20 protein-coding genes are annotated in these 24,226 nt (G+C 71.7%); 14 read left to right on the top strand and 6 right to left on the bottom strand.

Annotated features, from left to right (window positions below; genetic code table 11):
* Positions 1 to 21: 21 nt before the first annotated feature.
* The gene (locus PIJ49_RS13760) at positions 22 to 1,530 is read left to right on the top strand and encodes a GNAT family N-acetyltransferase (RefSeq protein ID WP_271826856.1); all 1,509 of its coding nucleotides are present in this window, start codon (positions 22 to 24) and stop codon (positions 1,528 to 1,530) included.
* 259 nt (positions 1,531 to 1,789) lie between these two features.
* On the opposite strand, the gene arfA is transcribed toward PIJ49_RS13760, so the two are convergent.
* Positions 1,790 to 3,292, bottom strand: coding sequence for an arabinosylfuranosidase ArfA (gene arfA / locus PIJ49_RS13755; protein ID WP_271826855.1), 1,503 nt, complete (start codon positions 3,290 to 3,292; stop codon positions 1,790 to 1,792).
* Positions 3,293 to 3,523: 231 nt separating this feature from the next.
* Here arfA and PIJ49_RS13750 point away from each other — a divergent pair, with 231 nt between their 5' ends.
* The 3 genes from PIJ49_RS13750 (at position 3,524) to PIJ49_RS13740 (ending at position 6,830) form a co-directional block, all read left to right on the top strand.
* Positions 3,524 to 4,891, top strand: a complete 1,368-nt coding sequence (locus tag PIJ49_RS13750; protein WP_209685680.1) for an extracellular solute-binding protein — start codon at positions 3,524 to 3,526, stop codon at positions 4,889 to 4,891.
* Between the two features lie 123 nt (positions 4,892 to 5,014).
* Complete coding sequence (locus tag PIJ49_RS13745) at positions 5,015 to 5,911, top strand: carbohydrate ABC transporter permease (RefSeq protein WP_066655692.1); 897 nt, start codon at positions 5,015 to 5,017, stop codon at positions 5,909 to 5,911.
* A gap of 1 nt (position 5,912) precedes the next feature.
* Complete coding sequence (locus tag PIJ49_RS13740) at positions 5,913 to 6,830, top strand: carbohydrate ABC transporter permease (RefSeq protein ID WP_066655694.1); 918 nt, start codon at positions 5,913 to 5,915, stop codon at positions 6,828 to 6,830.
* 226 nt (positions 6,831 to 7,056) lie between these two features.
* On the opposite strand, the gene PIJ49_RS13735 is transcribed toward PIJ49_RS13740, so the two are convergent.
* Positions 7,057 to 7,434, bottom strand: coding sequence for a VOC family protein (locus PIJ49_RS13735; protein WP_066655697.1), 378 nt, complete (start codon positions 7,432 to 7,434; stop codon positions 7,057 to 7,059).
* Between the two features lie 23 nt (positions 7,435 to 7,457).
* On the bottom strand, positions 7,458 to 8,285 hold the full coding sequence (locus PIJ49_RS13730) for a siderophore-interacting protein (RefSeq protein WP_066655700.1): 828 nt from the start codon (positions 8,283 to 8,285) through the stop codon (positions 7,458 to 7,460).
* A gap of 29 nt (positions 8,286 to 8,314) precedes the next feature.
* Between PIJ49_RS13730 and PIJ49_RS13725 the strand changes: the two genes are divergently transcribed.
* The 4 genes from PIJ49_RS13725 to PIJ49_RS13710 all read left to right on the top strand — a co-directional run bounded on the left by PIJ49_RS13725 (position 8,315) and on the right by PIJ49_RS13710 (position 12,528).
* On the top strand, positions 8,315 to 9,394 hold the full coding sequence (locus tag PIJ49_RS13725) for a FecCD family ABC transporter permease (RefSeq protein ID WP_235426357.1): 1,080 nt from the start codon (positions 8,315 to 8,317) through the stop codon (positions 9,392 to 9,394).
* Positions 9,391 to 10,512, top strand: a complete 1,122-nt coding sequence (locus PIJ49_RS13720; protein ID WP_081985013.1) for a FecCD family ABC transporter permease — start codon at positions 9,391 to 9,393, stop codon at positions 10,510 to 10,512. Before PIJ49_RS13725 ends, PIJ49_RS13720 begins: the two co-directional genes overlap by 4 nt.
* Entirely contained in the window at positions 10,509 to 11,429 is a 921-nt protein-coding gene (locus PIJ49_RS13715; RefSeq protein ID WP_271826854.1) for an ABC transporter ATP-binding protein, read from the top strand. Before PIJ49_RS13720 ends, PIJ49_RS13715 begins: the two co-directional genes overlap by 4 nt.
* Before the next feature lie 73 nt (positions 11,430 to 11,502).
* Entirely contained in the window at positions 11,503 to 12,528 is a 1,026-nt protein-coding gene (locus PIJ49_RS13710; RefSeq protein WP_271826853.1) for an ABC transporter substrate-binding protein, read from the top strand.
* An 81-nt stretch (positions 12,529 to 12,609) separates the two neighbouring features.
* On the opposite strand, the gene PIJ49_RS13705 is transcribed toward PIJ49_RS13710, so the two are convergent.
* Positions 12,610 to 14,670, bottom strand: coding sequence for a transglycosylase domain-containing protein (locus PIJ49_RS13705; RefSeq protein ID WP_271826852.1), 2,061 nt, complete (start codon positions 14,668 to 14,670; stop codon positions 12,610 to 12,612).
* A gap of 219 nt (positions 14,671 to 14,889) precedes the next feature.
* On the opposite strand from PIJ49_RS13705, the gene PIJ49_RS13700 reads away from it, so the two are divergent.
* Positions 14,890 to 15,882, top strand: coding sequence for an alpha/beta hydrolase (locus PIJ49_RS13700; protein ID WP_271826851.1), 993 nt, complete (start codon positions 14,890 to 14,892; stop codon positions 15,880 to 15,882).
* 21 nt (positions 15,883 to 15,903) lie between these two features.
* On the opposite strand, the gene bla is transcribed toward PIJ49_RS13700, so the two are convergent.
* Together bla and PIJ49_RS13690 are read right to left on the bottom strand one after the other, a co-directional pair.
* On the bottom strand, positions 15,904 to 16,863 hold the full coding sequence (bla, locus tag PIJ49_RS13695; RefSeq protein WP_442874646.1) for a class A beta-lactamase: 960 nt from the start codon (positions 16,861 to 16,863) through the stop codon (positions 15,904 to 15,906).
* Between the two features lie 171 nt (positions 16,864 to 17,034).
* Complete coding sequence (locus PIJ49_RS13690; RefSeq protein ID WP_066655718.1) at positions 17,035 to 18,516, bottom strand: mannitol dehydrogenase family protein; 1,482 nt, start codon at positions 18,514 to 18,516, stop codon at positions 17,035 to 17,037.
* Positions 18,517 to 18,698: 182 nt separating this feature from the next.
* Between PIJ49_RS13690 and PIJ49_RS13685 the strand changes: the two genes are divergently transcribed.
* The 5 genes from PIJ49_RS13685 (at position 18,699) to PIJ49_RS13665 (ending at position 24,124) form a co-directional block, all read left to right on the top strand.
* Positions 18,699 to 19,334, top strand: coding sequence for a TetR/AcrR family transcriptional regulator (locus PIJ49_RS13685; RefSeq protein WP_209685666.1), 636 nt, complete (start codon positions 18,699 to 18,701; stop codon positions 19,332 to 19,334).
* A 72-nt stretch (positions 19,335 to 19,406) separates the two neighbouring features.
* Positions 19,407 to 22,115, top strand: coding sequence for an MMPL family transporter (locus PIJ49_RS13680; RefSeq protein WP_271826849.1), 2,709 nt, complete (start codon positions 19,407 to 19,409; stop codon positions 22,113 to 22,115).
* Positions 22,116 to 22,267: 152 nt separating this feature from the next.
* On the top strand, positions 22,268 to 22,714 hold the full coding sequence (locus PIJ49_RS13675; protein WP_066658556.1) for a MarR family winged helix-turn-helix transcriptional regulator: 447 nt from the start codon (positions 22,268 to 22,270) through the stop codon (positions 22,712 to 22,714).
* Positions 22,715 to 22,763: 49 nt separating this feature from the next.
* Positions 22,764 to 22,976 carry a hypothetical protein gene (locus PIJ49_RS13670; RefSeq protein WP_251154519.1) on the top strand — a complete coding sequence of 71 codons (213 nt, stop codon included), beginning with the start codon at positions 22,764 to 22,766 and terminating at the stop codon, positions 22,974 to 22,976.
* 53 nt (positions 22,977 to 23,029) lie between these two features.
* Positions 23,030 to 24,124, top strand: a complete 1,095-nt coding sequence (locus PIJ49_RS13665; protein WP_271826848.1) for an alkene reductase — start codon at positions 23,030 to 23,032, stop codon at positions 24,122 to 24,124.
* The last annotated feature ends 102 nt before the right edge of the window (positions 24,125 to 24,226 follow it).

Below are 24,226 nucleotides of genomic sequence, written 5' to 3'. Positions count from 1 at the left end.
GAGCACCCCTAGGATCTCCGGATGGAACTCGTCGCCCCCTCCCCCGAGTACTACCCGTCCTTCCGCCGCGCCCTGCAGGAGTGGGACGGTGCCCACCAGGACGGCGCCGGGATCCGGGACGCCGCGGCGCTGCAGGACCGAGCGGGCTTCGAGCGCTGGGTCGACCAGCTCCTGGCCGAGGAGACGACCCCGGCCAGCCCCGACCACGTGACGTGCACCTACCGCTGGATGGTCCAGGGTGACGAGTACCTCGGCAGCATCGCGCTGCGGCACGAGCTCAACGACTTCCTCCGCTCGTACGGCGGGCACGTCGGGTACGGCGTCCGGCCCTCCGCCCGGGGCCGGGGCCTGGCGTCCGCGGCGCTCGCCGAGGTCGTCCGCGCGGCTGCCGAGCGCGGGCTGCCCGAGGTCATGCTGACGTGCGACGCGACGAACCCCGCGTCCCGCCGGGTCATCGAGCACGCCGGCGGCCGGTACGAGCGCAGCGTGGTCGACCCGGACGGGCACACCCTGCTCCACCACTGGATCCGCACGGGTGCGCACGCGCACCCCGACGTCACCGAGGTGGACATCGTCGGCGGCCCCGAGCCGCTGACCGTCGGGCTCCAGGACCACGATCCCGCCTGGTCCGCCCGCTACGAGGAGCACCGCGCACGGATCGCCCACGCCCTGGACGGCCAGCACGTCACGATCGAGCACATCGGCTCGACGTCCGTGCCGGGACTCGCCGCGAAGCCGATCGTCGACGTCGCGGTCGCCGTGCCGGACGTCACCGACGAGGCCGCGTACCTCACCCCGCTGCTCGCCGCCGGGTACGAGCTCCGGGTACGCGAGCCCGGGCACCGCCTCGTCCGCACGCCCGAGCGCGACGCGCACGTGCACGTGTACGAGCACGGCGCTGCCGAGCTCGACGACTACCTGCTGCTCCGCGACCAGCTCCGCCGCGACGACACCGACCGGCAGCGGTACGAGGACACCAAGCGTGCGCTGATGGAGCGGTCGTGGGACGACACGAACGCCTACGCCGACGCGAAGACCGCCGTGATCACGGACATCCGGTCCCGAGCGCGCGCCGCGGTCGTGCGCATCCGTCCGGTGCGGTCGACGGACGCCGCTGCGTGGCAGGCCCTGTACGCCGGCTACCGCGCGTTCTACCGGCTGCCGGAGGACACCGAGGCCGTCCGGACCACCTGGCAGTGGGTGTCGACGGGTGCACACGGGCTGACCGGCCTGGTCGCCGAGGACGCCGACGGCCACCTGCTCGGGTTCGCCGACCTCCGACGGTTCGCCCGCCCGTCGTCGGCGACGACCGGCCTGTACCTCGACGACCTGTTCACGGCTCCCGACGCCAGGGGGCGCGGCGTCGCGACGGCACTGCTGCACGAGGCGGCGGCCACCGCCGCTGCCGAGGGCGCGAGCGTCGTCCGCTGGATCACCGCCGAGGACAACGCGACCGCGCGGGCGGTCTACGACCGCGTCGCCGCGGCGACCCCGTGGGTCACCTACGACATGCGGCCGTCCGCGGACTGACCGAGCGGCGGACGGGAGGCTCACGGCCGGACCGCGCCGCGCCTGACGTCCGGCACGTCCCGGGTCGGGAGGTCCGTGGCGGTACCGCACCGCGCCTCCCGTCCGGCCCGCTCCAGCCCGCTCCAGCCCGCTCCGGCACGCTCCGGCACGAGCGAAGGGCACCGGTCCGCTCGCGCGGGCCGGTGCCCTCCGTGCTCACTCGACGCTCACCGGAGCGCTCGCCGAGGCGTTCGTGCGCCGACCGTGGTCGGCGGTCGGGTCAGCCGATCGACACCGCGGTCCAGGAGACCGGGGGCAGCTCGATCGTGATCGTGTCGCCCTCGCGACGGACGGTCTCGTTCGTGCGGAGTCCGACGCGCTCGCGGCCCTCGAGGTCGTTGACGGCGTGCACGTCGTCGTCCCAGATGCCCTCCGCGCGGACGTCACCGTCGGCGCCGATGCCGGCCAGGTCGATCGTGACGGTCGTCGACTCGGTCTGGTGACGGTTCACCAGGAAGACCGCTGCCCTGCCGTCCTCGACCGTCGCGGCGGAGTCGACCACGGGGACCTCGCCGTACTTGCCGCCGTCGACCGTGTCACCCGAGGCCTTGACCTGCAGCGACGTGCCGTTCGCGAGCTTCGAGGTGAGCGAGAACGGGAAGAACGTCGTCTGGCGCCAGGCCGGGCCGCCGGGCTCGGTCATGATCGGGCCGATGACGTTGACGAGCTGCGCGAGGCTCGCCGACGCGACGCGGTCGGCGTGCCGGAGCAGCGAGATGAGGAGCCCACCGACGACGACGGCGTCCGCGACGGTGTAGACGTCCTCGAGCAGGCGCGGCGCGACCGGCCAGTCCTGCAGCTCGAAGGTCTTCTGCTGCTCGTTCCACTTGCTGATCGACCAGACGTTCCACTCGTCGAACGAGATGTCGATGCGCTTGTCCGACTTCTTGTGCGCCTTGACGTGGTCCGCCGCGGTGGTGACGGTGTCGATGAAGTGGTCCATGTTGACGCCCGAGGCGAGGAACGTCGACATGTCGCCGTCCTCCTCGTAGTAGGCGTGCGCCGAGATGTAGTCGACGTCGTCGTAGGTGTGCTCGAGGACCGTGCGCTCCCACTCGCCGAACGTCGGCATCGAGGCGCCGGACGAACCGCAGGCGACCAGCTCGAGGTCGGGCTGGATCTGTCGCATGGCCTTCGCGGTCATGGCGGCGAGCTTGCCGTAGTCCTCGGCGTTCTTGTGGCCGAGCTGCCACGGGCCGTCCATCTCGTTGCCGAGGCACCACATCGTGATGGCGAAGGGCTCCTGGCGGCCGTTCGAGCGGCGGTACTCGCTGAGCGCGGTGCCGGCGTCGATGTTCGCGTACTCGAGGAGCTCGATGGCCTCCTGCGTGCCGCGGGTGCCGAGGTTCACGGCGAGCATGAGCTCGGAGTCGACCGCGTCGAGCCAGTGCTGGAACTCGTGCAGGCCGACCTCGTTGGTCTCGGTCGAGTGCCAGGCGAGGTCGAGGCGACGGGGGCGCTGCTCGACGGGCCCGACGCCGTCCTCCCACTTGTAGCCGGAGACGAAGTTGCCACCGGGGTAGCGGATCGCGGAGACGTTCAGCTCCTTGACGAGGTCGATGACGTCCTTGCGGAAGCCGTGCTCGTCGGCGGTCTCGTGTGCCGGCTCGTGGATGCCGTCGTAGACGTGGCGCCCGAGGTGCTCGACGAACCCACCGAACAGGCGACGGCGCACCGGCCCCACGGTGAACGCGGCGTCGAGGACGAGGTGTGTGCGAGGCATGGATCTCCTTTGATCAGCGTGGGGGCTCGTGGTGCGACGTGATCGGCCCGGAACGAAAGTGAGCGCTCACGTCCCCATGAACGCTAGCGGGTTCCGGGCGGATGGGGAAGCGGGGACGCGCCCCGGTCGTGACCTTCACGAAAGGGGTGGCGCACCCCCGGACCTGCCGCTACTGTGAGCGCTCACGGAGCAACGACCGCTCCGCTCGGCCCGTCCCGATGGAGTGATGCCATGCCGATCCGACCAGCCGTACCCACCCCGCAGTCCCGCGGCGGTGCCTTCACCCGCAGGACCCTGCTCGCCGGTGCAGCCGCCGGCGCCGCGGTCCTCCCCCTCGCCGCGTGCTCGAGCCCGCTCGCCGCCGGCGTCGCCGGTGCCCCGCTGAACCCCGAGACCCTCGTCTTCTGGAACCTCTTCGGCGGTGGCGACGGTGTCCGTATGCAGACGATGGAGGCCGGCTACGCGAAGCAGCACGGCGGGCCGTCCTCGCTGCAGGCGACGACGTTCGCCTGGGGCAACCCGTACTACTCGAAGGTCACACTGGCCACCGTCGGGAACAAGCCGCCGGACGTCGCGATCGCCCACCTGACCCGTGCGAAGCCGCTCTGGGACGGCGGGCTGCTCGACCCGATCACCGAGGACGACCTGGCGAGCGTCGGCCTGAGCGCCAGCGACTTCAACCAGAAGGCCTGGACCGCGCAGAAGACCGACGGCAAGAACATCTGCGTGCCGCTCGACACGCACCCCTTCGTGCTCTTCTACAACGTTGACGTGTGCCAGAAGGCCGGGCTCATCGACTCCGACGGCAACCTGAAGGACCTCAACGGGCTCGAGAACTTCGAGGCCGCGCTGGCCGCCGTCGCGAAGGTCACCGGCGGCACCGCGCTCAACGTCGCGAACGTCAGCGAGGTCGCGACCCCGTGGCGCTTCTTCTGGTCGATGTACAACCAGATCGACGGCGCGACGCCGTTCATCAGCGACGGGGGCGCGAAGCTCACCGTCAACGAGGACGCGTACACGAAGGTCACCGACATGACCCAGAAGTGGGTGAAGGAGGGCTGGCTGAACAAGGGGCTCGACTACGCCACCGCCCAGACGCTGATGTTCACCGGCAAGGCGGGCTTCTTCATGCAGGGCGAGTGGGAGATCAGCACCGCGCAGTCCATCAAGGGGCTGAAGTTCGGCATGGTCCCCGTCCCGCAGCTGTTCGACAAGCCGGCGACGCAGGCCGACTCGCACACGTTCATCCTGCCGCGGAAGGACCGGACGCCCGAGCAGCGCAAGGCGCACATGCTCTTCATCAAGCAGATGCTCGAGCAGAGCCTGACCTGGGCCGAGGGCGGGCACGTCCCCGCGTACATGCCCACGTTCGACAGCACCGCGTTCAAGGACCTGAAGCCGCAGTCCAACTACGCCTCGGCAGCCGAGTCCGCCGTCTTCGACGACCCCGCCTGGTACGGCGGATCGGGCTCGACCTTCGAGAACACCGTCGGCGCCCAGCTCGCACTGGTGCAGCAGGGCAGCAGCTCCCCCGCCCAGGCGCTCGCGGCCATCAAGGACCAGCTCGCCACCTACCTCAACACCCCGAGCCCGCTGTGACCGGGCACGCCTCCCCGACGACCGACGTGAACACCGCGCGAAAGGCACGATGACGTGACCGCTGCACCAGTTCTCACCCGACCCACGGACGCCGCCGCGGTCACCCGTGGCACGCGCCCCCGCGTGAACTCCACCAACCGGGGACAGGGCCGCACCGGCTGGCTCTTCCTCGCGCCCTTCGGCCTGTTCTACCTGGCCTTCCTGCTCGGTCCGACGGTCTGGATGATCGTCACGAGCTTCTTCAACACCTCGACCGTCCGCACCGGGCTCGGCAGCTTCGCGGGCTTCGCGAACTACGCCGAGATGCTCGGTCGCGCCGACTTCTGGTCGTCGCTCTGGCACACCCTGCAGTTCACGCTCTACACGACGCCGCCGCTGGTGATCCTGGCCTTCGTCTTCGCCGTGCTGACGAACCGGATGAACCGCGGGCAGTGGTTCTTCCGCCTGGCGTTCTTCCTGCCGTTCATCCTGCCGTCGGCGACGATCTCGCTCATCTGGGTGTTCATCTTCACCCCGGCGACGGGCCTCTTCGCCTCGATCCAGCAGGCGATCGGCCTGACCCCGGGTGCGGGTGTGCTCGCGAGCCCGAACACGGCCATGATCGGCGTCGCGATCGCCACCGTGTGGTGGACCCTCGGCTTCAACTTCGTGCTGTACCTGGCCGGCCTGCAGGAGATCCCCCGCGAGCTGTACGAGGCCGCCGCGGTCGACGGTGCGTCCAGCTGGCAGCAGATCAAGTCGATCACGCTGCCGCTGCTCGGCCGCACGACGACGCTGGTCATCCTGCTGCAGATCATCGCGAGCCTGAAGATCTTCGACCAGGTGTACCTGATGACGAACGGCGGCCCGGGCATCTCGACCCAGGTCTCGCTGCAGCTCATCACCGGCGTCGGCTTCACCGACAACCGTCTCGGCGCCGCGTCCGCCGCGTCGGTGCTCCTGTTCATCGTGATCGTCGCGATCGCGGTCATCCGGCAGCTCGTCGAGCGCGCTGCCGCCAAGCGAGAGATCGGGGCCTGACATGACCGCCACCGAGAGCATCACCACGTCGCGTCCGCGGAAGCTGCGCTCCGGCGTCTCGGCAGCCGCTCCCGCGAACGCGGCGAAGATCGGCGTCTCCGGCAAGGGCTTCAACACCGCCGCCGCGATCATCCTGACGGTGTTCGCGATCATCTGGCTCATCCCGAGCCTGTTCGCCCTGAAGACGTCACTGTCCGACAACGGGGTCGCGGCCCTGGGCGCGAACGCGATCCTGTCGAACTGGAACCCGACGCTGCACTCCTACGCGTCGCTGTTCCGGTCCGGCGACATCTGGAACTGGTACCTCGCCAGCGGCGTGACGAGCCTCGTCACCACGGCACTGACGGTGCTGTTCGCCTCGATGGCGGCCTTCGCGCTGTCCCGTCTGGCGTTCCGCGGCCGGAACGTCGCGTTCCTGCTCATCATCCTGGGCATCATGATCCCGACGCAGGTCCTGATCATCCCGATCTTCCAGGAGCTCAACGCGGTCAACCTGCTCAACACGTACTGGTCGGTGATCTTCCCGCAGGTGCCGGCCGTGATCGCGGTCTTCATCTTCAAGCAGTTCTTCGACGGCATCCCGAAGGAGCTCGAGGAGGCGGCGCGCATCGACGGTGCGGGCATGTGGAAGATCTACTGGTCGGTGATCATGCCGCTGTCCCGTCCGGTGATCGCCGCGGTCGCGATCCTGACCTTCGTCGGGGTGTGGAACAACCTGCTCCTGCCGCTGTTCGTCCTGTCGAACCCGGACCTCATGACGATCCCGGTCGGGCTCGCCACGGTGCAGGGCAGCTTCGGGCAGCGCTACGCCGACATCCAGGCCGGCGCGATCCTCGCGGCACTGCCGCTGATCATCCTCTACCTGGTCTTCCAGCGGCAGATCGTGGAGGGCGTGACGGGCTCGGGCCTCAAGGGCTAGACGCTCCGCGTCGACGGACGGGAGGCACGGTGCCAGCTGGCACCGTGCCTCCCGTCCGTCGTGCGCCTGGTCGGACCGTGCGTCCCTGGTGGACGCGGGCGTGCCTGGTCGAAGCGGGCGTCCCTGGTCGAAGCGGGCGTGCCTGGTGCTCCTGAACGACCAGGTACGCCCGAGATCGCATTGCATCGCGCCTGTCTTGGGAAGGAACGGGCGGCGCGAGGGCAGGTCAGAGCGGGTCGAGCCGCGTCCGCAGCAGGCAGAACTCGTTCCCCTCGGGGTCCTGCAGCACGTGCCAGGACTCCTCGCCGGTCTGTCCGACGTCTGCGGGTCGGGCACCGAGCGCGAGCAGCCGCTCGAGTTCGGCCTCCTGGTCGCGATCGACCGGCGAGAGGTCGAGGTGGAGCCGCAGGGTCTGGGTCGGCGCGTGCTCGACCCGGTTGAGGATGATCGTCGGGGTCGCGCCGCCGAAGCCCGATGCGGGCCCGATCTCGATGCCGTCGTCGTCCTTCCCGAGTTCGACGTAGTCCAGGACCGCGCACCAGAAGCGCGACAACGCCTCGGGGTCGCGGCAGTTCAGCACGAGTTCGCTCAGTCGACTGCTCATGCCCGCACGCTACGCGGGGACGGTCAGGCGGGGACGACCTGGCGCGCGTCGTGCTTCCAGAACCCGGAGAAGGTGATCCGGGTCTTCGGCAGACCGGCACGGTGCAGGTGTCGCCGGCCCTCGGTCGCGAGCCGCGACTCCCCGACCACGAAGGCGTACCCACGGTCGTCGGCGGGCACGTACCGCTGCAGTTCGGCGAGCGCCGCGCGTCCGGGGACGTCGTGCTCGGTGTCCGCCCGGACGATCCACGTCACCGTGACACCGACCGGGGCGTCGAGCACGCGGACGTCGGCGGCGGTCGGGACCTCCTGGATGATGCGGCCGACGGCGTCGCGCGGCAGCGACGCCGCGATGCCGACGACGGCGGGCAGGCCGGTCTCCTCGGCGGCGACGACGACCTCGCCGGCGTCGTCCGGGCAGTCGAAGATGCAGCCCTGGTCGAGCATCGCGAGCTCGTCGCCGGGACGGGCACCGCAGGCCCAGATCGCCGCGCGGCCCTCGGGCTCGCCGTCGGCGTCGCAGTGCACGACGAAGTCGACGTCGAGCTCGCCGACCTCGGGACGGAAGGCCGCGACCGTGTAGTTCGCGCAGTGGGGACGGACGTCCTCGGGGATGGCGAGGAACGACGGCCACCAGCGGCGACCGTCCAGGTCGGGCATCCGGAAGGCGTCCTGGTCGGGGCGCGGCACGAACAGGCGGAACCAGTGGTCGAACCCGAGGAACGGGAACTCGTGCAGGTCGTCGCCCGTCACGGTGACCCGCTGCACCGACGGGGTGTGCCGGACGGAGCGGAGCACCCGAGCACGGAAGAGCCGGGGTGCCTCGGGCATGAGCCGCGGGATCTTCGCCATGAAGGGAAGGCTACCCTAAGCTGGCCTGCGTGCCATCCCCCGAAACCGTCCTGACGCCCGACCGGGCTGCCCGGAGCGAGGCCCCGCCGCGTGCCGACGGCGTGCACCGCCGGGCCGTCCGTCGTCGGCTGCTGGTGGTCGTGGCCCTGGTCGTCGCGCTCGTCGTCGCCGCGGTCGCGAGCATGCTCCTCGGGAGCAACCGGCTCGGCGTCGACCAGGTGCTCGCGGGGCTGACGCGCAGCGGGTCGAGCACCGCCGAGGCCGTCGTCTGGGGTTCCCGCATCCCGCGCACCCTGATCGGGGCCGCCGTCGGCGCAGCGCTCGGCATCGCCGGGCTCCTCATGCAGGGCCACACCCGGAACCCGCTCGCCGACCCCGGGCTGTTCGGCGTCTCCTCCGGCGCCGGGCTCGCGGTCGTGCTCGGCGTGTACGTCTTCGGGGTGACGAGCACCGGGGCCACCGTCTGGTTCGCCCTCGTCGGGGCCGTCGTCGCGAGCGTCGTCGTGTTCTCGGTGACCGTCGCCGGCAGCGGCACCGCGAGCCCCGTGCCCCTCGCCCTGGCCGGGGCCGCCGTCTCCGCCCTGCTCGGGGCGATCACGTCGTTCATCGTCCTGACCGACCAGGACTCCCTCGACGCCTACCGCCTGTGGGTGGTCGGGTCGCTCGCCTCCCGGCAGCTCGACGTACTCGTGGCCGCGGCACCGTTCCTGCTCGTCGGCGCCGTGCTCGCGGTCTGGAACACCCGCGCCCTCGACGCCCTGGGGCTCGGCGCCGAGCTGGCGAAGGGCCTCGGCGAGAACGTGCTCGTCGCCCGGCTCGTCGGGCTCGGCGGCATCACGCTCCTGGCGGCCGGTGCCACCGCCGCCGCCGGACCGATCGGCTTCGTCGGCCTCACGGTGCCGCACGTCGCCCGCGCCCTGGTCGGGACCGGGCACCGCTGGACGCTCCCCGTGTCGGCACTCGTCGGCGCTGCACTCGTGCTCGTCGCCGACGTGGTGGGCCGACTGGTCGGCGGGTTCTCCGAGGTCGAGGTCGGCATCGTGCTCGCCGTGCTCGGCGGTCCGGTCTTCGTCGCCGTCGCCCGTCGCCGATCGCTGGTGTCCCTGTGAGCGCCGCCACGGACGGACGGCTCGAGGCCGAGCGCGCGGTACCGTCCGGCACGGGCCGTCCGCCCGCCGGTCGCCGTGGTGTCCGGATCGGCCCGGTCGGACTCGCCTGGCGTCCGCGGGTGCTCGGCTGGACGGTCGGTTCGCTCGCCGTCGCCCTGGCCCTGGTGGTGCTCGGCGTCGCGGTCGGCAGCACGTTCATCGCGCCGGGCACCGTCGTCCGCGCACTGCTCGGCGCCGAGGACGGCCCCGAGGGCTTCATCGTCACCACGCTCCGGCTCCCCCGCGTGCTCACCGGCGCCCTGGTCGGCCTGGTGCTCGGGACGGCCGGCGCGCTGACCCAGACGGTGACCCGGAACCCGCTCGGCACGCCGGACATCATCGGCGTGACCTCGGGAGCGAGCGTCGGCGCGGTCGCCGCGATCGTGCTCGGTGGTGGCACCTACTCGGTGTCGGCGGTCGTCCTGAGCGGCGGCATCCCGGTGGCGGCGACGATCGGGGCGCTCGTCGCCGCGGCCGCCGTGTACGGCCTCGGCTGGCGGGGCGGCGTGCAGAGCTACCGGTTGGTGCTCGTCGGCATCGGGGTGAGCGCGACGCTCGACGCCGTGACCAGCTACCTGCTCGTCCGCGCGAAGATCACCGTCGCCACGGCGGCGTCGCAGTGGCTCGTCGGCAGCCTGTCGAGCACCTCGTGGACGACGGTCTGGCCGCTCCTGCTCGTCGCAGCGGTCTGCGTCCCGATCGCCCTCGCCACCAGCGCCGCGCTCGGCATCGGGCAGCTCGGCGACGAGGTCGCGACCGGCGTCGGACTCGGCGTGCAGCGCCACCGGCTGCTCGTCCTCGCCCTCGCGGTCGTCCTCACCGCCGCCGCCGTCGCCGCCGCCGGACCGATCGGCTTCGTCGCGTTCGTCGTCCCCCAGGTGGCCCTGCGGCTGGCCGGGACGAACCGTCCGCCACTGCTGCTCGCGGGGGCGCTCGGGACGGTCCTCGTCCTCGGCGCCGACCTGCTCGCGCGCTCCGCCTTCCCGTGGCAGGTGCCCGTCGGCATCGTGACCACCGTCGTCGGGGCCCCGTACCTGATCTGGCTCCTCGTCCGCCACCGCAAGGAGATGTCCCGATGACCGCCACCACGACCGACGGCAGGACCGCGGGCGCACCGGACGCGACCACCGACCGGAGCGCGGGCGGCGCCTCGACCGGCACCGTACCTCCCGTCCTCGAGGCCCGCGGACTGTCCGTCGGCTACGACCGCGACCCCGTCCTCCGCGACCTGGACCTGCGGATCGAGCGCGGGACGGTGACGACGTTCCTCGGCGCGAACGGGTGCGGGAAGTCGACGCTCCTCAAGGCGTTCGGCCGCGTGCTGAAGCCACGGTCGGGCGAGGTGCTGCTGGACGGCTCCCCCATCCGCCGGGAGCCGAACCGCGCCGTCGCCCGGCGGCTCGCGATCCTGCCGCAGACGCCGGTGGCTCCCGCCGGCACGAGTGTCCTCGACCTCGTGATGCGCGGACGGAACCCGCACCAGTCGTGGGCGAAGCCGTGGACGGCCGACGACGCCGACGTCGCCGAGCAGGCCATCGCGGCGACCGGGCTGACCGAGGTCGCGCACCGCGACGTCGCGAGCCTGTCCGGCGGCCAGCGGCAGCGCGCCTGGATCGCGCTCGTGGTGGCGCAGCAGGCGGAGACCCTGCTGCTCGACGAACCGACGACGTACCTCGACCTCGCGCACCAGCTCGACGTGCTCCGGCTCGTGCGGCGCCTGAACCGCGAGCAGGGGTCGACCGTCGTGATGGTGCTGCACGACCTGACGCTCGCGGCGCGGTACTCGGACCGGCTCGTCGTGCTGCACGACGGCGGTGTCGTCGCCGACGGCACGCCGCAGGACGTCCTGACACCCGCCGTGCTGCAGACCGCCTTCGGGCTGCACGCCCGCGTCGTGCCGGACCCGGTCACCGGCGCGCCGATGATCGTGCCCGAAGCGGACGAGCACGAAGCGGACGAGCACGAGGCGGACGAGCACGAGGCACCACGCGCCTGACCGCCGCCGGTCCGGGTCCGTGTTCGCGTCCGATGCTGGCGGGTCTCTCAGAGTTAGGTTAGGCTCTCCTAACGTGAAGATCCCCCGCCGCGGCTCCCTGCGCGCCGCCCTCGTGACCTCCGTGGCCGTCTCGGCCCTCCTCCTCACCGGCTGCTCCGGTGCGAACGACGAAGCCGGCTCCGGCGACACCGCCGGCACAGGTTCGGCCGCCTCGGGCCCCTGGTCGTACGAGGACGCCACCGGCACGACCGTCAAGACCGACAGCACGCCGAAGCGCGTCGTCGTCCTCAACGACGTCGCCATCTCGTTCATCGAGTACGGGCTGCGCCCGGTCGGCACCTTCGGCCAGCTGACGATGGCGAAGGACAAGCGGTTCGCCGACCTCGACACCGACGGCATCACCCAGCTCGGCGAGGCGTACGGCGACATCGACCTCGAGGAGCTCGCGGCCCTGAAGCCCGATCTCGTCGTCACGTCGGTGTACCCGAAGGACGAGCAGGGCACGCTCGACACGACCCAGCCCGGCTACGGCTTCAAGGACAAGGAGCAGCAGCAGCAGGTCGAGGCGATCGCACCCGTCGTCCAGGTGAAGTGGGGCGGCAAGGGCGAGGACGTCATCGAGACCATCGCCGACCTGGCCGAGTCGCTCGGCGCCCCCGAGGCGAAGGTCCAGGCCGCCGAGGACCGCTTCGACGCGGCCGAGGACGAGCTCGAGCAGGCCGCGAAGTCGAGCGACGTCTCCGTGGTGTCGATGTTCGCCGACGGCTCCGGCGCGTACGTCACCCGCCCGAGCGACGAGCCGAGCCTGCAGATGTACTCGTCGTTCGGTGTCGACTTCGTGGACCCGAAGCCGAAGGGCTTCTACTGGGGCGTCTACTCGTGGGAGAACGCGGGGCAGATCACCGGTGACGTGCTCCTGCTGTCGCAGCAGGGCTACCAGGTCGCGGACCTCGAGAAGCAGCCGACCTTCGCCGTCAACGCCGCGCTCGAGGCGGGCCAGGTCCACAGCTGGACCTTCCCGGCGCTCGACTACGCGTCGCAGGCGGACTACATGACGAAGCTCGCGGGCTGGCTCGAGGACAGCAAGAAGGTCTCGTAGCGACCCGCGTGCGGACGGAAGGCGCGGTGCCGGCTGGCACCGCGCCTTCCGTCCGTCACGGGGTCGCTCCGCAGCGGACGATCAGCCGGCGGGCAGCGCCGCGTTCACCGCCGTCTGTGCCTGCCGCCACACGTCCGCCCGGGACCCGGCGTAGGTGCCGCCCTGGCCGCTCCCCACGTACCGCAGGTTCGTCTTCCCGCCGTCGGTGTTGCCCTGCCAGTACGCGGTCACCGCCCGCGAGGTCCCGCCGACGAGCCAGATCTGGTCCGCCGCGTCGGTCGTGCCCGTCTTGCCGAACAGCGTCGCCCCGTCGAGGGTCTGCCCACCCGACGCCGTGCCGCCGCGGAACGCACCCTGCATCACCGCGAACGCCTCGGCCGCGACCGACGCCGACACCGCCTGCGTGCAGGACCGCGGCTGCCCGCCGAGGGCCGTCCCGTCCGGCCCGGTGACCTGGTCGACGACGACCGGGGCGCAGTACACGCCGCCGTTCGCGATCCCGGCGTAGGCGGCCGCCATCGTCAGCGGGGCGATGCTCGTCGTCCCGAGGATCGCCGCCGGGTTCGCCGGTAGCTCCCCACCCGTCGCCGGGTGGACGCCCAGTCGCGCGGCGGTGTCGCGGATGTCGCAGAGATCGAGCTGCGACGCCATGTCCGCGTAGGCCGCGTTCACCGACTGGGCCGTCGCCGCGCGGACCGAGTACGGCCCGGTCTGCCCCGGCGAGTCGTTCTTCGGGTCGTACGGGGTGTCCAGCGTGACCCGCTGCCCGCACTGCGTCCACGTGGCCCGGGCCTTCCGCGTCCCGTCCACCACCGTGTCGGGGCTCCGGCCGGACTCGAGCCACTGCAGCAGCGTGAACATCTTGTAGGTCGAGCCGACCTGGAACCCCTTCGAGCCGCCGTTCGACTCGTCGGTGGCGTAGTTGAGCGAGGTCGCCGTCGCCGGTGCGTCGGCCGACCGGTCGAAGTCCTTGTTCTGCGCCATCGTCAGCACGCGACCGGTGCCCGCCTCGACGGTGTCGAGCGTCGCACCGAGGGCGAGCCGGCTCTCGGTCGCCGGGTCGTGCAGGGCGAGCAGGTCCTTCTGCTGGGTGTTGAGGTCGAGGTCGAGGGTGGTCTGCACCCGGTACCCGCCCGTGCGCCACGCGGCGGCGCGGGCACCGGGGTCGGCGCCGAGCTGCGGCAGCTCCTTCGCCACCTGTTCGGCGTACGCGCAGAAGAACTCCGCGCCGCGCACCGCCGACTCGCACCCCTGCTGCGGCGCCGTGAGGCGGACGTAGTCGGCCGGACGGGACGCGAGCGCCGTCGCGAGGTCCGCGTCGCCCAGGTGCCCCTGCTCGTGCATCGAGCGGAGGATGACGTCCCGCCGCGCCTGGTTGTCGGCGTGGTGCTCGGGCGTCGACAGGTCGCGGCGCTCGGGCCACTGCACGATGGCGATCAGCGACGCGGCCTCGGCCGGGGTCAGGTCGGAGGCGTCCTTGCCGTAGTACCGCTGCGCGGCTGCCTGCACACCGTAGGTCTGGTCGCCGAAGTACGCGATGTTCAGGTAGGCGGCGAGGATCTCGTCCTTCGAGTACTCCTTCGCGAGTCCGATCGCCAGCTTCACCTCGGCGAGCTTGCGCTCCGGGCTCTTCTTCGTCGCGTCGCGGTAGCCGGCCTCGCGCTCCTCGGCGGTCGGCAGTTCGCTCGCCTGCTGGATCTTGATGTTCCGCACGAGCTGCATCGTGATGGTCGAGCCACCGGACCCGCCCTGCCCGCCGGAGGCGATGACGCTCGCGACCGACCGCACCAGGCTCGTCGGGTCGACGCCGCCCGTCTCGCGGAAGCGCTTGTCCTCGCCGTCGATCGCGGCGTGCTCGAGGGTGTCGCTGATCTGGTCGAGCGACAGCTCCTGGCGGTTCTGGTCCCACACGTCGACCAGGTGCACGGGCTGTCCGCCCTGGTACGCCCAGATCTCGTTGCGCTCGGGCAGGTCACCGATCTCGATGTACTCCGGCATCGAGTCGAACAGGTCGATCGCCGAGGTCGTCCCCACGCCGGCCACCGCGAGCACCGGTGTCACCCCGACCCCGACCAGCAGCCCCGCCAGCACGCTGCCGCCGACGAAGCCCAGGGCTGCCCCGGTCGCACGTCGCATCGTCATGTCTCCCCCTCGTCGTCCCGCCCCCGTCGTCCGGAGGCGTCGGGTGACCCTCCCAACGCTGTTCGGACGTCTGCCCGGGGTTCCCCGGGCAGAACCGGCACGACCGCTGGGAAAGGACCGAGTCGGTACGGATCGTTACCGCAGGGGCTCCCGCCGTCACCGTCCCGTGACCCGACCGTGACCGCGTCGTGACCGTGCGCTCGTCGGTACGCTCGGGGGATGGGGACCGGACGGTGGCACGAGGACGTGCTGGGGGCCTCCTTCGAGCGCCTCGAGCTCCCGCTCGGCGAGGACGGTGAGGGACCGGTCGTCGCGACCCTGGTGCGGCGCCGGCGGTCACCGAACGACCTGCTGCTGCACGCCCGCGGCCCCCTGCACGGCGTGGACGTGCTGTACGTGCACGGCTGGTCCGACTACTTCTTCCAGGTGGAGCTGGCGGAGCACCTCGAGCGGCTCGGAGCGCGCTTCCACGCCCTCGACCTGCGGAAGTACGGCCGGAGCCTCCGCCCACACCAGACGCCCGGGTTCGTCGACGACCTGGCCGTGTACGACGAGGACATCGGTGCCGCCCTCGACGCGATCGCCGCCGAGCACCACGGCGGTCCGCGCCGACGACTCGTCCCGATGGGGCACTCCACCGGCGGGCTGACCCTGGCGCTCTGGGCCGCGCGGCACCCCGACCTCGTCGACGGCCTGGTGCTGAACAGCCCGTGGCTCGAGTTCCAGGCGAGTGCACTCGGCCGGGCGCTCGTCACGCCGGTGATCAAGCTCGGAGCGAAGCGGAACCCGCTCGCGCCGATGCCCGCGGTCGACCCGGGCTTCGCGACGCGGACGGTGTCCGCCACGGGCGAGGGGTCGTGGACCTACGACCAGCGCTGGCGGCCCGAACGGGGCTTCGCCCTGCACCCCGGGTGGCTCGCCGCGGTGTTCGCCGGGCAGGAACGGGTCGCGCAGGGGCTCGGCATCGCGGTGCCGACCCTCGTGCTGCTCAGCGACAAGAGCATGCTGCAGCCGCGGTGGGACGACGCGATGACGCGCGCCGACGTCGCGCTCAACGTGGACGTGGTCGCGCACCGGGCCCTGTCGCTCGGCGCCGAGGTGACCGTCCGGCGCCTGCACGGGGCCCTGCACGACGTGGTGCTCTCCGCGCCCGAGGTCCGCGACCAGGTGTGGGACGTGCTCGGGCGCTGGGCCACGACGCTCCCGCGCTGAGCAACGCCCTGCGGGTGTCCGTCAGACGATCCGCTGCACCGCCAGTCGGGTCGCCGCGGCCACCAGGGCGTCGGACGGCTCCGCGTCCGCCCGCTCGTGCGCCGTGAACACGACGAGCACGACGGGATCCCGGCCCGGCGGCCGGACGACGGCGATGTCGTTGCGCACCCCGTACGAGGCGGTCCCGGTCTTGTCCGCGACCGACCAGCCCCCGGGGACGCCCGCCCGGATCGTGCCGTCACCGGTGGTCGTCCCCGACATCGACGACCGCAGCAGCTCGCGGTCCCCGGCGTCCAGCGCGTCGCCCACGAGCACCGCCCGCAGGTCGCTCGCCGACTGCGCCGGGGTCGTCGTGTCCCGCGGGTCACCCGGGACCGCCGTGTTGAGGTCGGGCTCGACGCGGTCCACCCGGGTCACGTCGTCCCCGATCCCCCGCAGCCACCGCGACACACCGCCCACCCCGCCGAGCCGCTCCACGAGCAGGTTCGCAGCCGTGTTGTCACTCTCGCGCACCGCCGCGTCGACGAGCGCCCGGACCGTCATGCCCTCGTCGACGTGCCGGCTCGTGACGGGTGCGTACTCGAGCAGGTCGCCCCGTCCGTAGTGCACGACCTCGTCGAGGTCCTCGCCGCTCGACGCGTCGAGGACCGCCGCGGCGATGAACGCCTTGTTCGTCGAGGCGAAGGCGAACCGCTCGTCCGCCCGGTACCCGACGCTGCTGCCGTCCGCCGTGTCGATCGCGACGACGCCGATCCGGGCGTCGTCCCGCTCCTCGAGCGCGGCGAACGCGCGGGACGTCGCCGCGTCCGCGGTCGCGGTCGGTGTCGGTGTCGGTACCGGCGTCGTGGTCGCCGTCGGAGCGCCGCCCGCCGTGCCCGAGGGGTCGCCACCACCACTGCCGCTGCACCCGGCGAGCGTCAGCGCGGCCACCGCCGCGATCGTGGCCAGGGTCGTCCTCGTCGTCCGCACGCTGACGAGCATGCCGACCCCGCCCGCGATCCACCTGCACGTCGCGTCCCGCCGTGCGAGCGACGCGGCCACGGTCGGACGGGAGGCACGTGGCGGTGCCACCACGCGCCTCCCGTCCGGTGGTGGCGGAGCCGGGACGCATGGTCGGGGTCCGCACGCGCCTCCCGTCCGGCGGGCGACGTGTCAGGAGCGCGACAGGCGCGTGACCGTCGCGTGTGCGCCGTCCTGCAGGAGCCCGTCGAGCGCGTCGCGGTACGCCGCGACGAACCGGTCGTCGTCGACCAGGTCGCCGAACACCTGGCGGTCCTGCAGGAAGGCGAGCCGGTCCTCGTCCTGCCGCCGCGCGGCCGCCGTCAGCCGGTCGGCGAGACGGTCCACGACCTGGATCGGCTGCCCGTCCTCGTCGGTGCCCTCCGCGTAACGCGCCCACGAGGCGACGATGCCGGCCGAGAGCGCGACGGGACCTCCGGATGCGAGGTTCTCGCGGACCACCGGGAGCAGCCACTTCGGGATGCGGTCGCTCGACTCGGCGCAGAGCCGGGCGAGGGTGTCGCGGACCTCGGGGTTCCGGAAGCGCTCGATGAGCGTCGCCGTGTAGTCGTCGAGGTCGATCCCGGGGACCGCGTGGAGCGTCGGGGTCGCCTCCTCGGCCATGTAGCGGCGGAGGAAGGTGGCGATCGCCTCGTCCTGCGTGGCCTCGTGGGCGTAGCGGTACCCGGACAGGTACCCGAAGTAGCAGAGCCCCTGGTGGCTGGCGTTGAGGAGCCGGAGCTTCATCAGTTCGTACGGCTCGACGTCGTCGACGAGCTGCACGTCGGCGTCCTCGTACCGGGGGCGGCCGGCGGGGTGGTCGTCCTCGAGCACCCACTGGAAGAACGGCTCGGCGACGACCGGCCAGGCGTCCTCGATGCCGAGCTCGTCACGGACCCACGCCCGGTCCTCGTCGGTCGTGACCGGGGTGATCCGGTCGACCATCGAGTTCGGGAACGACACGTGCTCGCCCATCCACGCCGCGAAGGCCGGGTCCTGCAGGCGGGCGTAGGCGGTGAACATCTGCCGAGCGACGTGCCCGTTGCCCTGGATGTTGTCGCACGACATCACCGTGAACGGCTCGAGACCCCGGTCGCGACGACGCCGGAGCGCCTCGACCACGAGGCCGAAGACCGTCCGCGGCGGGGCGTCCCCGCGCAGGTCCGCTGCGACACCCGGTTCGTCCGCGACGAACTCCCCCGTGACGTGGTCGAAGTTGTAGCCGCCCTCGGTGATGGTCAGGCTGACGATCCTGGTGTCCGGGTGCGCCATCTTCTCGACGACCGCGTCCGGGTCGTCCACCGCGAGCAGGTACTCGACGATGCTGCCCACGACCCGCGACTCCCGCGTGCCGTCCGGGTGCTTGAGCACGAGCGTGTAGAGGCCGCCCTGCTCCGCCATCGCGGCGGCCATGCGACGGTCCTGCTCGAGCACACCGACACCGCAGATGCCGTACTCGCGGGCCTCGCCCTGCTGCAGGAGCCGGTCCACCACCATCGCCTGGTGCGCACGGTGGAAGCCGCCGACGCCGAAGTGCACGATCCCCGGGGTGATCCCGTCGCGGTCGTAGCTCGGCACGGCGACGCCGCTCGCGGCGATCCGGTCCAGGGTCTCCGGGCTCAGGCGGACGGTCATGGGTACTCCTTCGTACGGCGGTCGCGAGCCCCCAGTCTGGCAGCCGGAACCGGTGTGCGGAACCGGTGTTCCGACCCGACGCATCCGGATCGACCCGCGACCCTCCGTGCCCGGGGGACGAACCTGAGGGAGCGCTCGGAGAAGGTGCACCGAGTGCATCGATGCACCTAGTGTTGGCACACGTGACCACCACCGACCGTCGTGCCGCGCTCAAGGCGAAGCACCGTGCCGCGATCCTGCAGGCAGCGCGGGACCTGGTCGACGAACGCGGCGGACGCGGTTTCGGCGTCGACGACCTGGCATCGCGTGCCGACATCGCGCGACGGACCGTCTTCAACCACTTCGCGTCGCTCGACGAGGTCCTGCTCGCGGTGTGCGAGCAGGAGCTCTCGGTGATCATCGACCGGTTCCTGGCCGACATGGCCCGGACCCCGATCGGTGACGGCAGCCGCGCGTCGATGTTCGAGGAGCTCGAGTCGGCCGCACGCGGGGCCGACCTGGCGCCGGCGATCTCCGGGATGTACCGGATCATCGGTGAACCGGGGAAGGAGGACCCGAAGGCCGCGGTCCTCACCCAGACCGCGTTCTCGCGGGTCACCGACCGGCTGCGCGACGAGGTCGCCCGGCGACACCCGGGTGCCGACCCGCTCGACACCGCACTGCTCGTCGACTCGCTCATGAGCGGGATCGTCGTCATCGCCGACCACTGGCTCACCCACGACGGCCCCGAGCTCACCCCGGCGTCACTGACCGCGTGGGACGCCCTGCTGAGCAGACTCGTGCACAGCGTCCGCTCCGGCTACATGCCGGCCTCCTGACCACTCCCCCCGGGGTCCACCGGCGCACCCCGCACCACCACAGCACCTGACACGAAAGGACGGGGCAACCGCATGGCCGGTCTCCTCTACCGTCTCGGACGGTTCTCCGCACGACGCCACTGGCTGGTGATCATCGCCTGGATCGTCATCATGGGCATCGCGGGGCTCACCTACAGCCTGTTCGCGGGCACGATCTCCTCGTCCATCACGATCCCGAACACCAAGACGAGCCAGGTGCAGGACGAGCTGGCGGACAAGTTCCCGTCGGCGAACGGTGGCAACGGCACGCTGGTCTTCGAGACGACCGACGGGAAGGCGTTCACCGCGACGCAGCAGGCCGACGTCAAGGACTTCCTGGACGGGATCGCCGACCTCGACGGGGTGAAGGAGGTCCGTGACGGCTTCACCACGCAGGACCAGCTCGACGAGCAGCGGCAGAAGATCGTCGACGGGCGCCAGCAGATCGAGGACGGTCGCAAGCAGATCGAGGACGGCCAGGCCCAGCTCGACCAGCAGAAGGACCAGCTGGAGTCGGGCAAGCAGCAGATCGAGCAGGCGCAGGCGCAGCTCGACCAGCAGAAGGCCCAGGCCGAGGCGCAGGCCCAGGCCGCCGGGGCCGCCGCCGCGAACAGTGCGGCCGCGCAGGCCGGTCAGCAGCAGCTCGAGCAGGCCCAGGCGCAGATCGACGCCCAGCAGCAGCAGATCACCGCGGGCGAGGAGCAGATCGCCGACGCCCAGCAGGAGATCGACGACAACACGAAGAAGCTCGAGGACAACGAGCGCGAGCTCGAGCAGGGGTCCGACCTGCTCGACCTGTCGAAGGACATCCGCTTCGTGTCGTCGAACGGCGCTGCCTCGATCGGCACCGTGCAGTTCACGAAGTCGACCTTCGAGGTGCCGCAGGAGACCAAGCAGGAGATCTCCGACCGGGCCGAGAGCGCGAAGATCGACGGCGTCGAGGTGTACGTCTCGAACGACATCGCGCAGGGTGTCCCGTCGATCCTCGGCCCCGGCGAGATCGTCGGTGTCATCATCGCCGCGCTCGTGCTCTTCCTGATGCTCCGCACGGTCATCGGCGCCGCCATCCCGCTGCTGTCCGCCGTGCTCGGCGTCGGCGTCGCCACCCTCGCGTCGCTCTCGTTCTCGAGCCTGGTCGAGTTCATCTCGGTCACGCCGGTGCTGGGGGTGATGCTCGGCCTGGCGGTCGGCATCGACTACTCGCTGTTCATCCTCAACCGACACCGGACGCAGCTGAAGGCCGGCATGGGCGTCCACGAGTCCATCGGTCTCGCCAACGGCACCTCCGGCAACGCGGTGGTCTTCGCGGGCACGACCGTCATCGTGGCCCTGCTCGCGCTCAACATCACCGGGATCCCGTTCCTCGGCCTGATGGGCACCGTCGGCGCCGTCGCCGTGCTGTTCGCGATCCTCATCGCGACGTCGTTCACCCCGGCGCTGCTGTCCCTGCTCGGCATGCGCATCCTCCGGAAGAAGGAGCGGCAGCAGATCGGGCACACCGGGTCCGTCCGGGTGCCGAACAAGCCGATGTCGACCTGGCGCGCGGTCGTCACGCTCGTCGCCGGCATCGCGGTGCTCGGCACGATCGCCCTCCCCGCCACGCAGATGCGCCTCGGCCTGCCGACCGGTGCCTCCGAGGCCACCGACTCGTCGCAGTACAAGGCGTACAAGGCGCTCGAGGACGAGTTCGGCGCCGGCCAGAACGGTCCGCTGCTCGTCGTGGCCGACCTGCCGGAGGCGATCGCGAAGGACGACGTCACCGCGACCGAGGTCACCATCGGCCAGGCGCTCGCGAAGAACGACGACGTCGAGGCCGTCCTGCCGATCGGCGCGTCGTCCGACCGCGACATCATCGCCTTCCAGGTCAAGCCCGCGGGCGGCCCGGACAGCGTCTCGACCGAGACCCTGGTCAAGGACCTGCGCGAGCAGACCGTGCAGACCGACGACGGCACGGTGACGCTCGGGGTCGCGGGCAACGCCAGCGCGAACATCGACGTGTCGGAGAAGCTCGCGAACGTGCTGCCGCTCTACCTCGTCGTGGTCGTCGGCCTGTCGCTGATCATCCTCATCGTCGTGTTCCGGTCGTTCCTCGTGCCGATCACCGCGACGGCCGGGTTCATCCTGTCCGTGCTCGCGTCCTTCGGTGGTCTGACGGCCATCTACCAGTTCGGCTGGCTGGGCTCCGTGTTCGGCGTGCACGACCCTGCGCCGATCCTGAGCTTCCTGCCCATCATCGAGATCGGCATCCTGTTCGGGCTCGCGATGGACTACCAGCTCTTCCTGGTGTCCGGCATGCGTGAGGCGTACGCGCACGGCGCCTCGGCCAAGGTCGCGGTGCAACGCGGTCTGCACGCCGGTCGCGCGGTCGTCACGGCAGCTGCGATCATCATGATCTCGGTGTTCGCGGGCTTCATCTTCTCGGAGTCCTCGACCATCAAGCCGATCGGCTTCGGCCTGGCGTTCGGCGTGCTGGTCGACGCCTTCGTCGTCCGGATGCTGCTCATCCCGGCGGTCATGCACCTGCTCGGGAAGAGCGCCTGGTGGATCCCGAAGTGGCTCGACCGGATCCTGCCGGACGTCGACGTCGAGGGCGCCAAGCTCGAGCGCTCGCACCCCGGTGACGACCGCGGCCACGGCGCCGAGCCCGCCGTCGCCGGTGCCACCGCCGGGGCCGGAGTCGGAGCGCACCGCGGGTCGCACGCCGCCGACGTGGAGCCCGATGCGAACCCGCACGAGGGGCACACGCCGACGCACCGCGCCTAGGCGTCGAGCGTCCGCGGGGGCGCCAGCCCCACTGCACCGCCGGGAGGCCCGGTGCCGGTCCACGAGACCGGCACCGGGCCTCCCGTCCGTGTGCCGTGCACGACCGCGGCACCGGGCGCCCGATCCGTTCGTGGACGAAGTACCGTGGAGGCATGACCGCGACCGACGTCGACCCCCTCGCCCTCGACCGGCAGCTCTGCTTCGCCCTGGCCGCCACGAGCCGCAGCGTCATCGGCCTGTACCGCGACCTGCTCGACCCGCTGGGCCTGACGCACCCGCAGTACCTCGTCATGCTCGCCCTGTGGGAGCACGACCCGCGCTCGGTGCGCGAGATCGCCGCGGAGCTCCGCCTCGACTCCGCCACACTGAGCCCGCTGCTCAAGCGCCTCGAGGCATCCGGCTACGTCCGGCGGCAGCGCAGCGCGGCCGACGAACGCCAGCTCGAGGTGTCGCTCACCACGGCCGGTCGAGCACTCCGCGAGCGGGCGAGCACCGTCCCGGTCGCGGTGGCCGACCGGCTCGGCTGGCCGCTCGACCGGCTCGAGCGACTGAAGGACGACCTGACGGAGCTGCTCGGACGCGTCGACGCACTCGACTGAGCAGGTACTTCGTGGCAGAATGATTCGTGTACGAACGAAAGGACGGAGCATGGGTCGCTTCGGCAGCTGGTACGACCGCTGGAACCGCACGCTCATCGAGAAGATGGGTCCGTCGCAGATCGGTGCCGGACGCGTCGAGGGCGTCGACGACCGTACTGTCGACCGTCCCTGCCCGATCTGCCACCAGCCACTCTCGCAGCACACCGTGATCCGCCCCGAGGGCCAGGTCCGCTCGAGCACGCTGGTGTGCCCCGGTCGCTGAGGATCCGCCGTGCCGGGGGAATTGCCCCGCGCAACACGTGGTTGAACGGACACGTGAAGCTCTTCGAAGCCGCCGACCTCGGCGCACTCCACCTCCGCAACCGCATCGTCATGGCACCCCTCACCCGGACGCGCGCCGGTGAGCAGGGCATCCCCAACGACCTCCTCGTCGAGCACTACGCGCAGCGCGCCGGCCTCGGCATGATCATCACCGAGGGCACCTGGCCCGTGCAGGAGGGCCGCTCCTACCCCGGGCAGCCCGGCATCGAGACCGACGAGCAGGTCGCCGGGTGGCGCCGCGTGACGGACGCCGTGCACGAGCGCGGCGGCACGATCGTCATGCAGCTCATGCACGGCGGTCGCGTGTCGCACACCGACATCTCGCAGACCCCGCGCATCGTCGGCCCCTCGGCGATCGCCGCTCCGGGGCAGACGCACCTGGCCGACGGCTCGAAGGCCGACATGCCCGTGCCGCACGAGCTCACCACCGACGAGGTCCGTGAGGCTGTCCAGGGCTTCGTCCGCGCCGCTCGCAACGCGATCGCGGCCGGGCTCGACGGCGTCGAGGTGCACGGCGCGAACGGGTACCTCGTGCACGAGTTCCTCTCCCCCGTGTCGAACACCCGCACCGACGAGTACGGCGGGTCCCCCGAGAACCGCGCGCGCTTCGCCGTCGAGGTCACCACGGCGATCGCGGAGGCCGTCGGCGCCGACCGCGTGGGCATCCGTCTGTCGCCGCAGCACAACATCCAGGGCGTGCTCGAGGAGGACGACGCCGACGTCCGTGCGACCTACACCGCCGTCGCCGAGGGCCTCGCGCCGCTCGGGCTGGCCTTCGTGGACGTCCTGCACGCCGAGCCGGCCAGCGAGCTCGTGCAGCACGTGCGCCGCACCGCAGGTGTACCGTTCATCGCGAACTCGGGCTTCTCCTCGATGACCACCCGCGACGAGGCGATCACGCTGCTCGACGGTGACCTCGCCGACGCCGTCGCGGTGGGCCGGGCCGCCATCGCGAACCCGGACCTCGCCGAGCGCTGGGAGCAGGACGCGCCGCTCAACGAGCCGCGTCCCGAGCTCTTCTACGGTGCGAGCGCCGAGGGCTACACCGACTACCCGACGCTCGACCAGGTGCGCGAGCCCGTCGCGTAGTCGACGCGACCAGGGACGGACGGGGGGGGGGGGGGGGGGGGGGGGGGGGGGGGGGGGGGGGGGCGGGCGGGGCGGGGGGGGGGGGGGGGGGGGGGGGGGGGG

Origin of the sequence: Curtobacterium uvaldense (assembly GCF_028307415.1) — a bacterium.
GTDB lineage: Bacteria > Actinomycetota > Actinomycetes > Actinomycetales > Microbacteriaceae > Curtobacterium.
The sequence above is the reverse complement of the archived record's forward strand: the minus strand, read 5'-3'. Positions and strand labels throughout refer to the sequence as shown.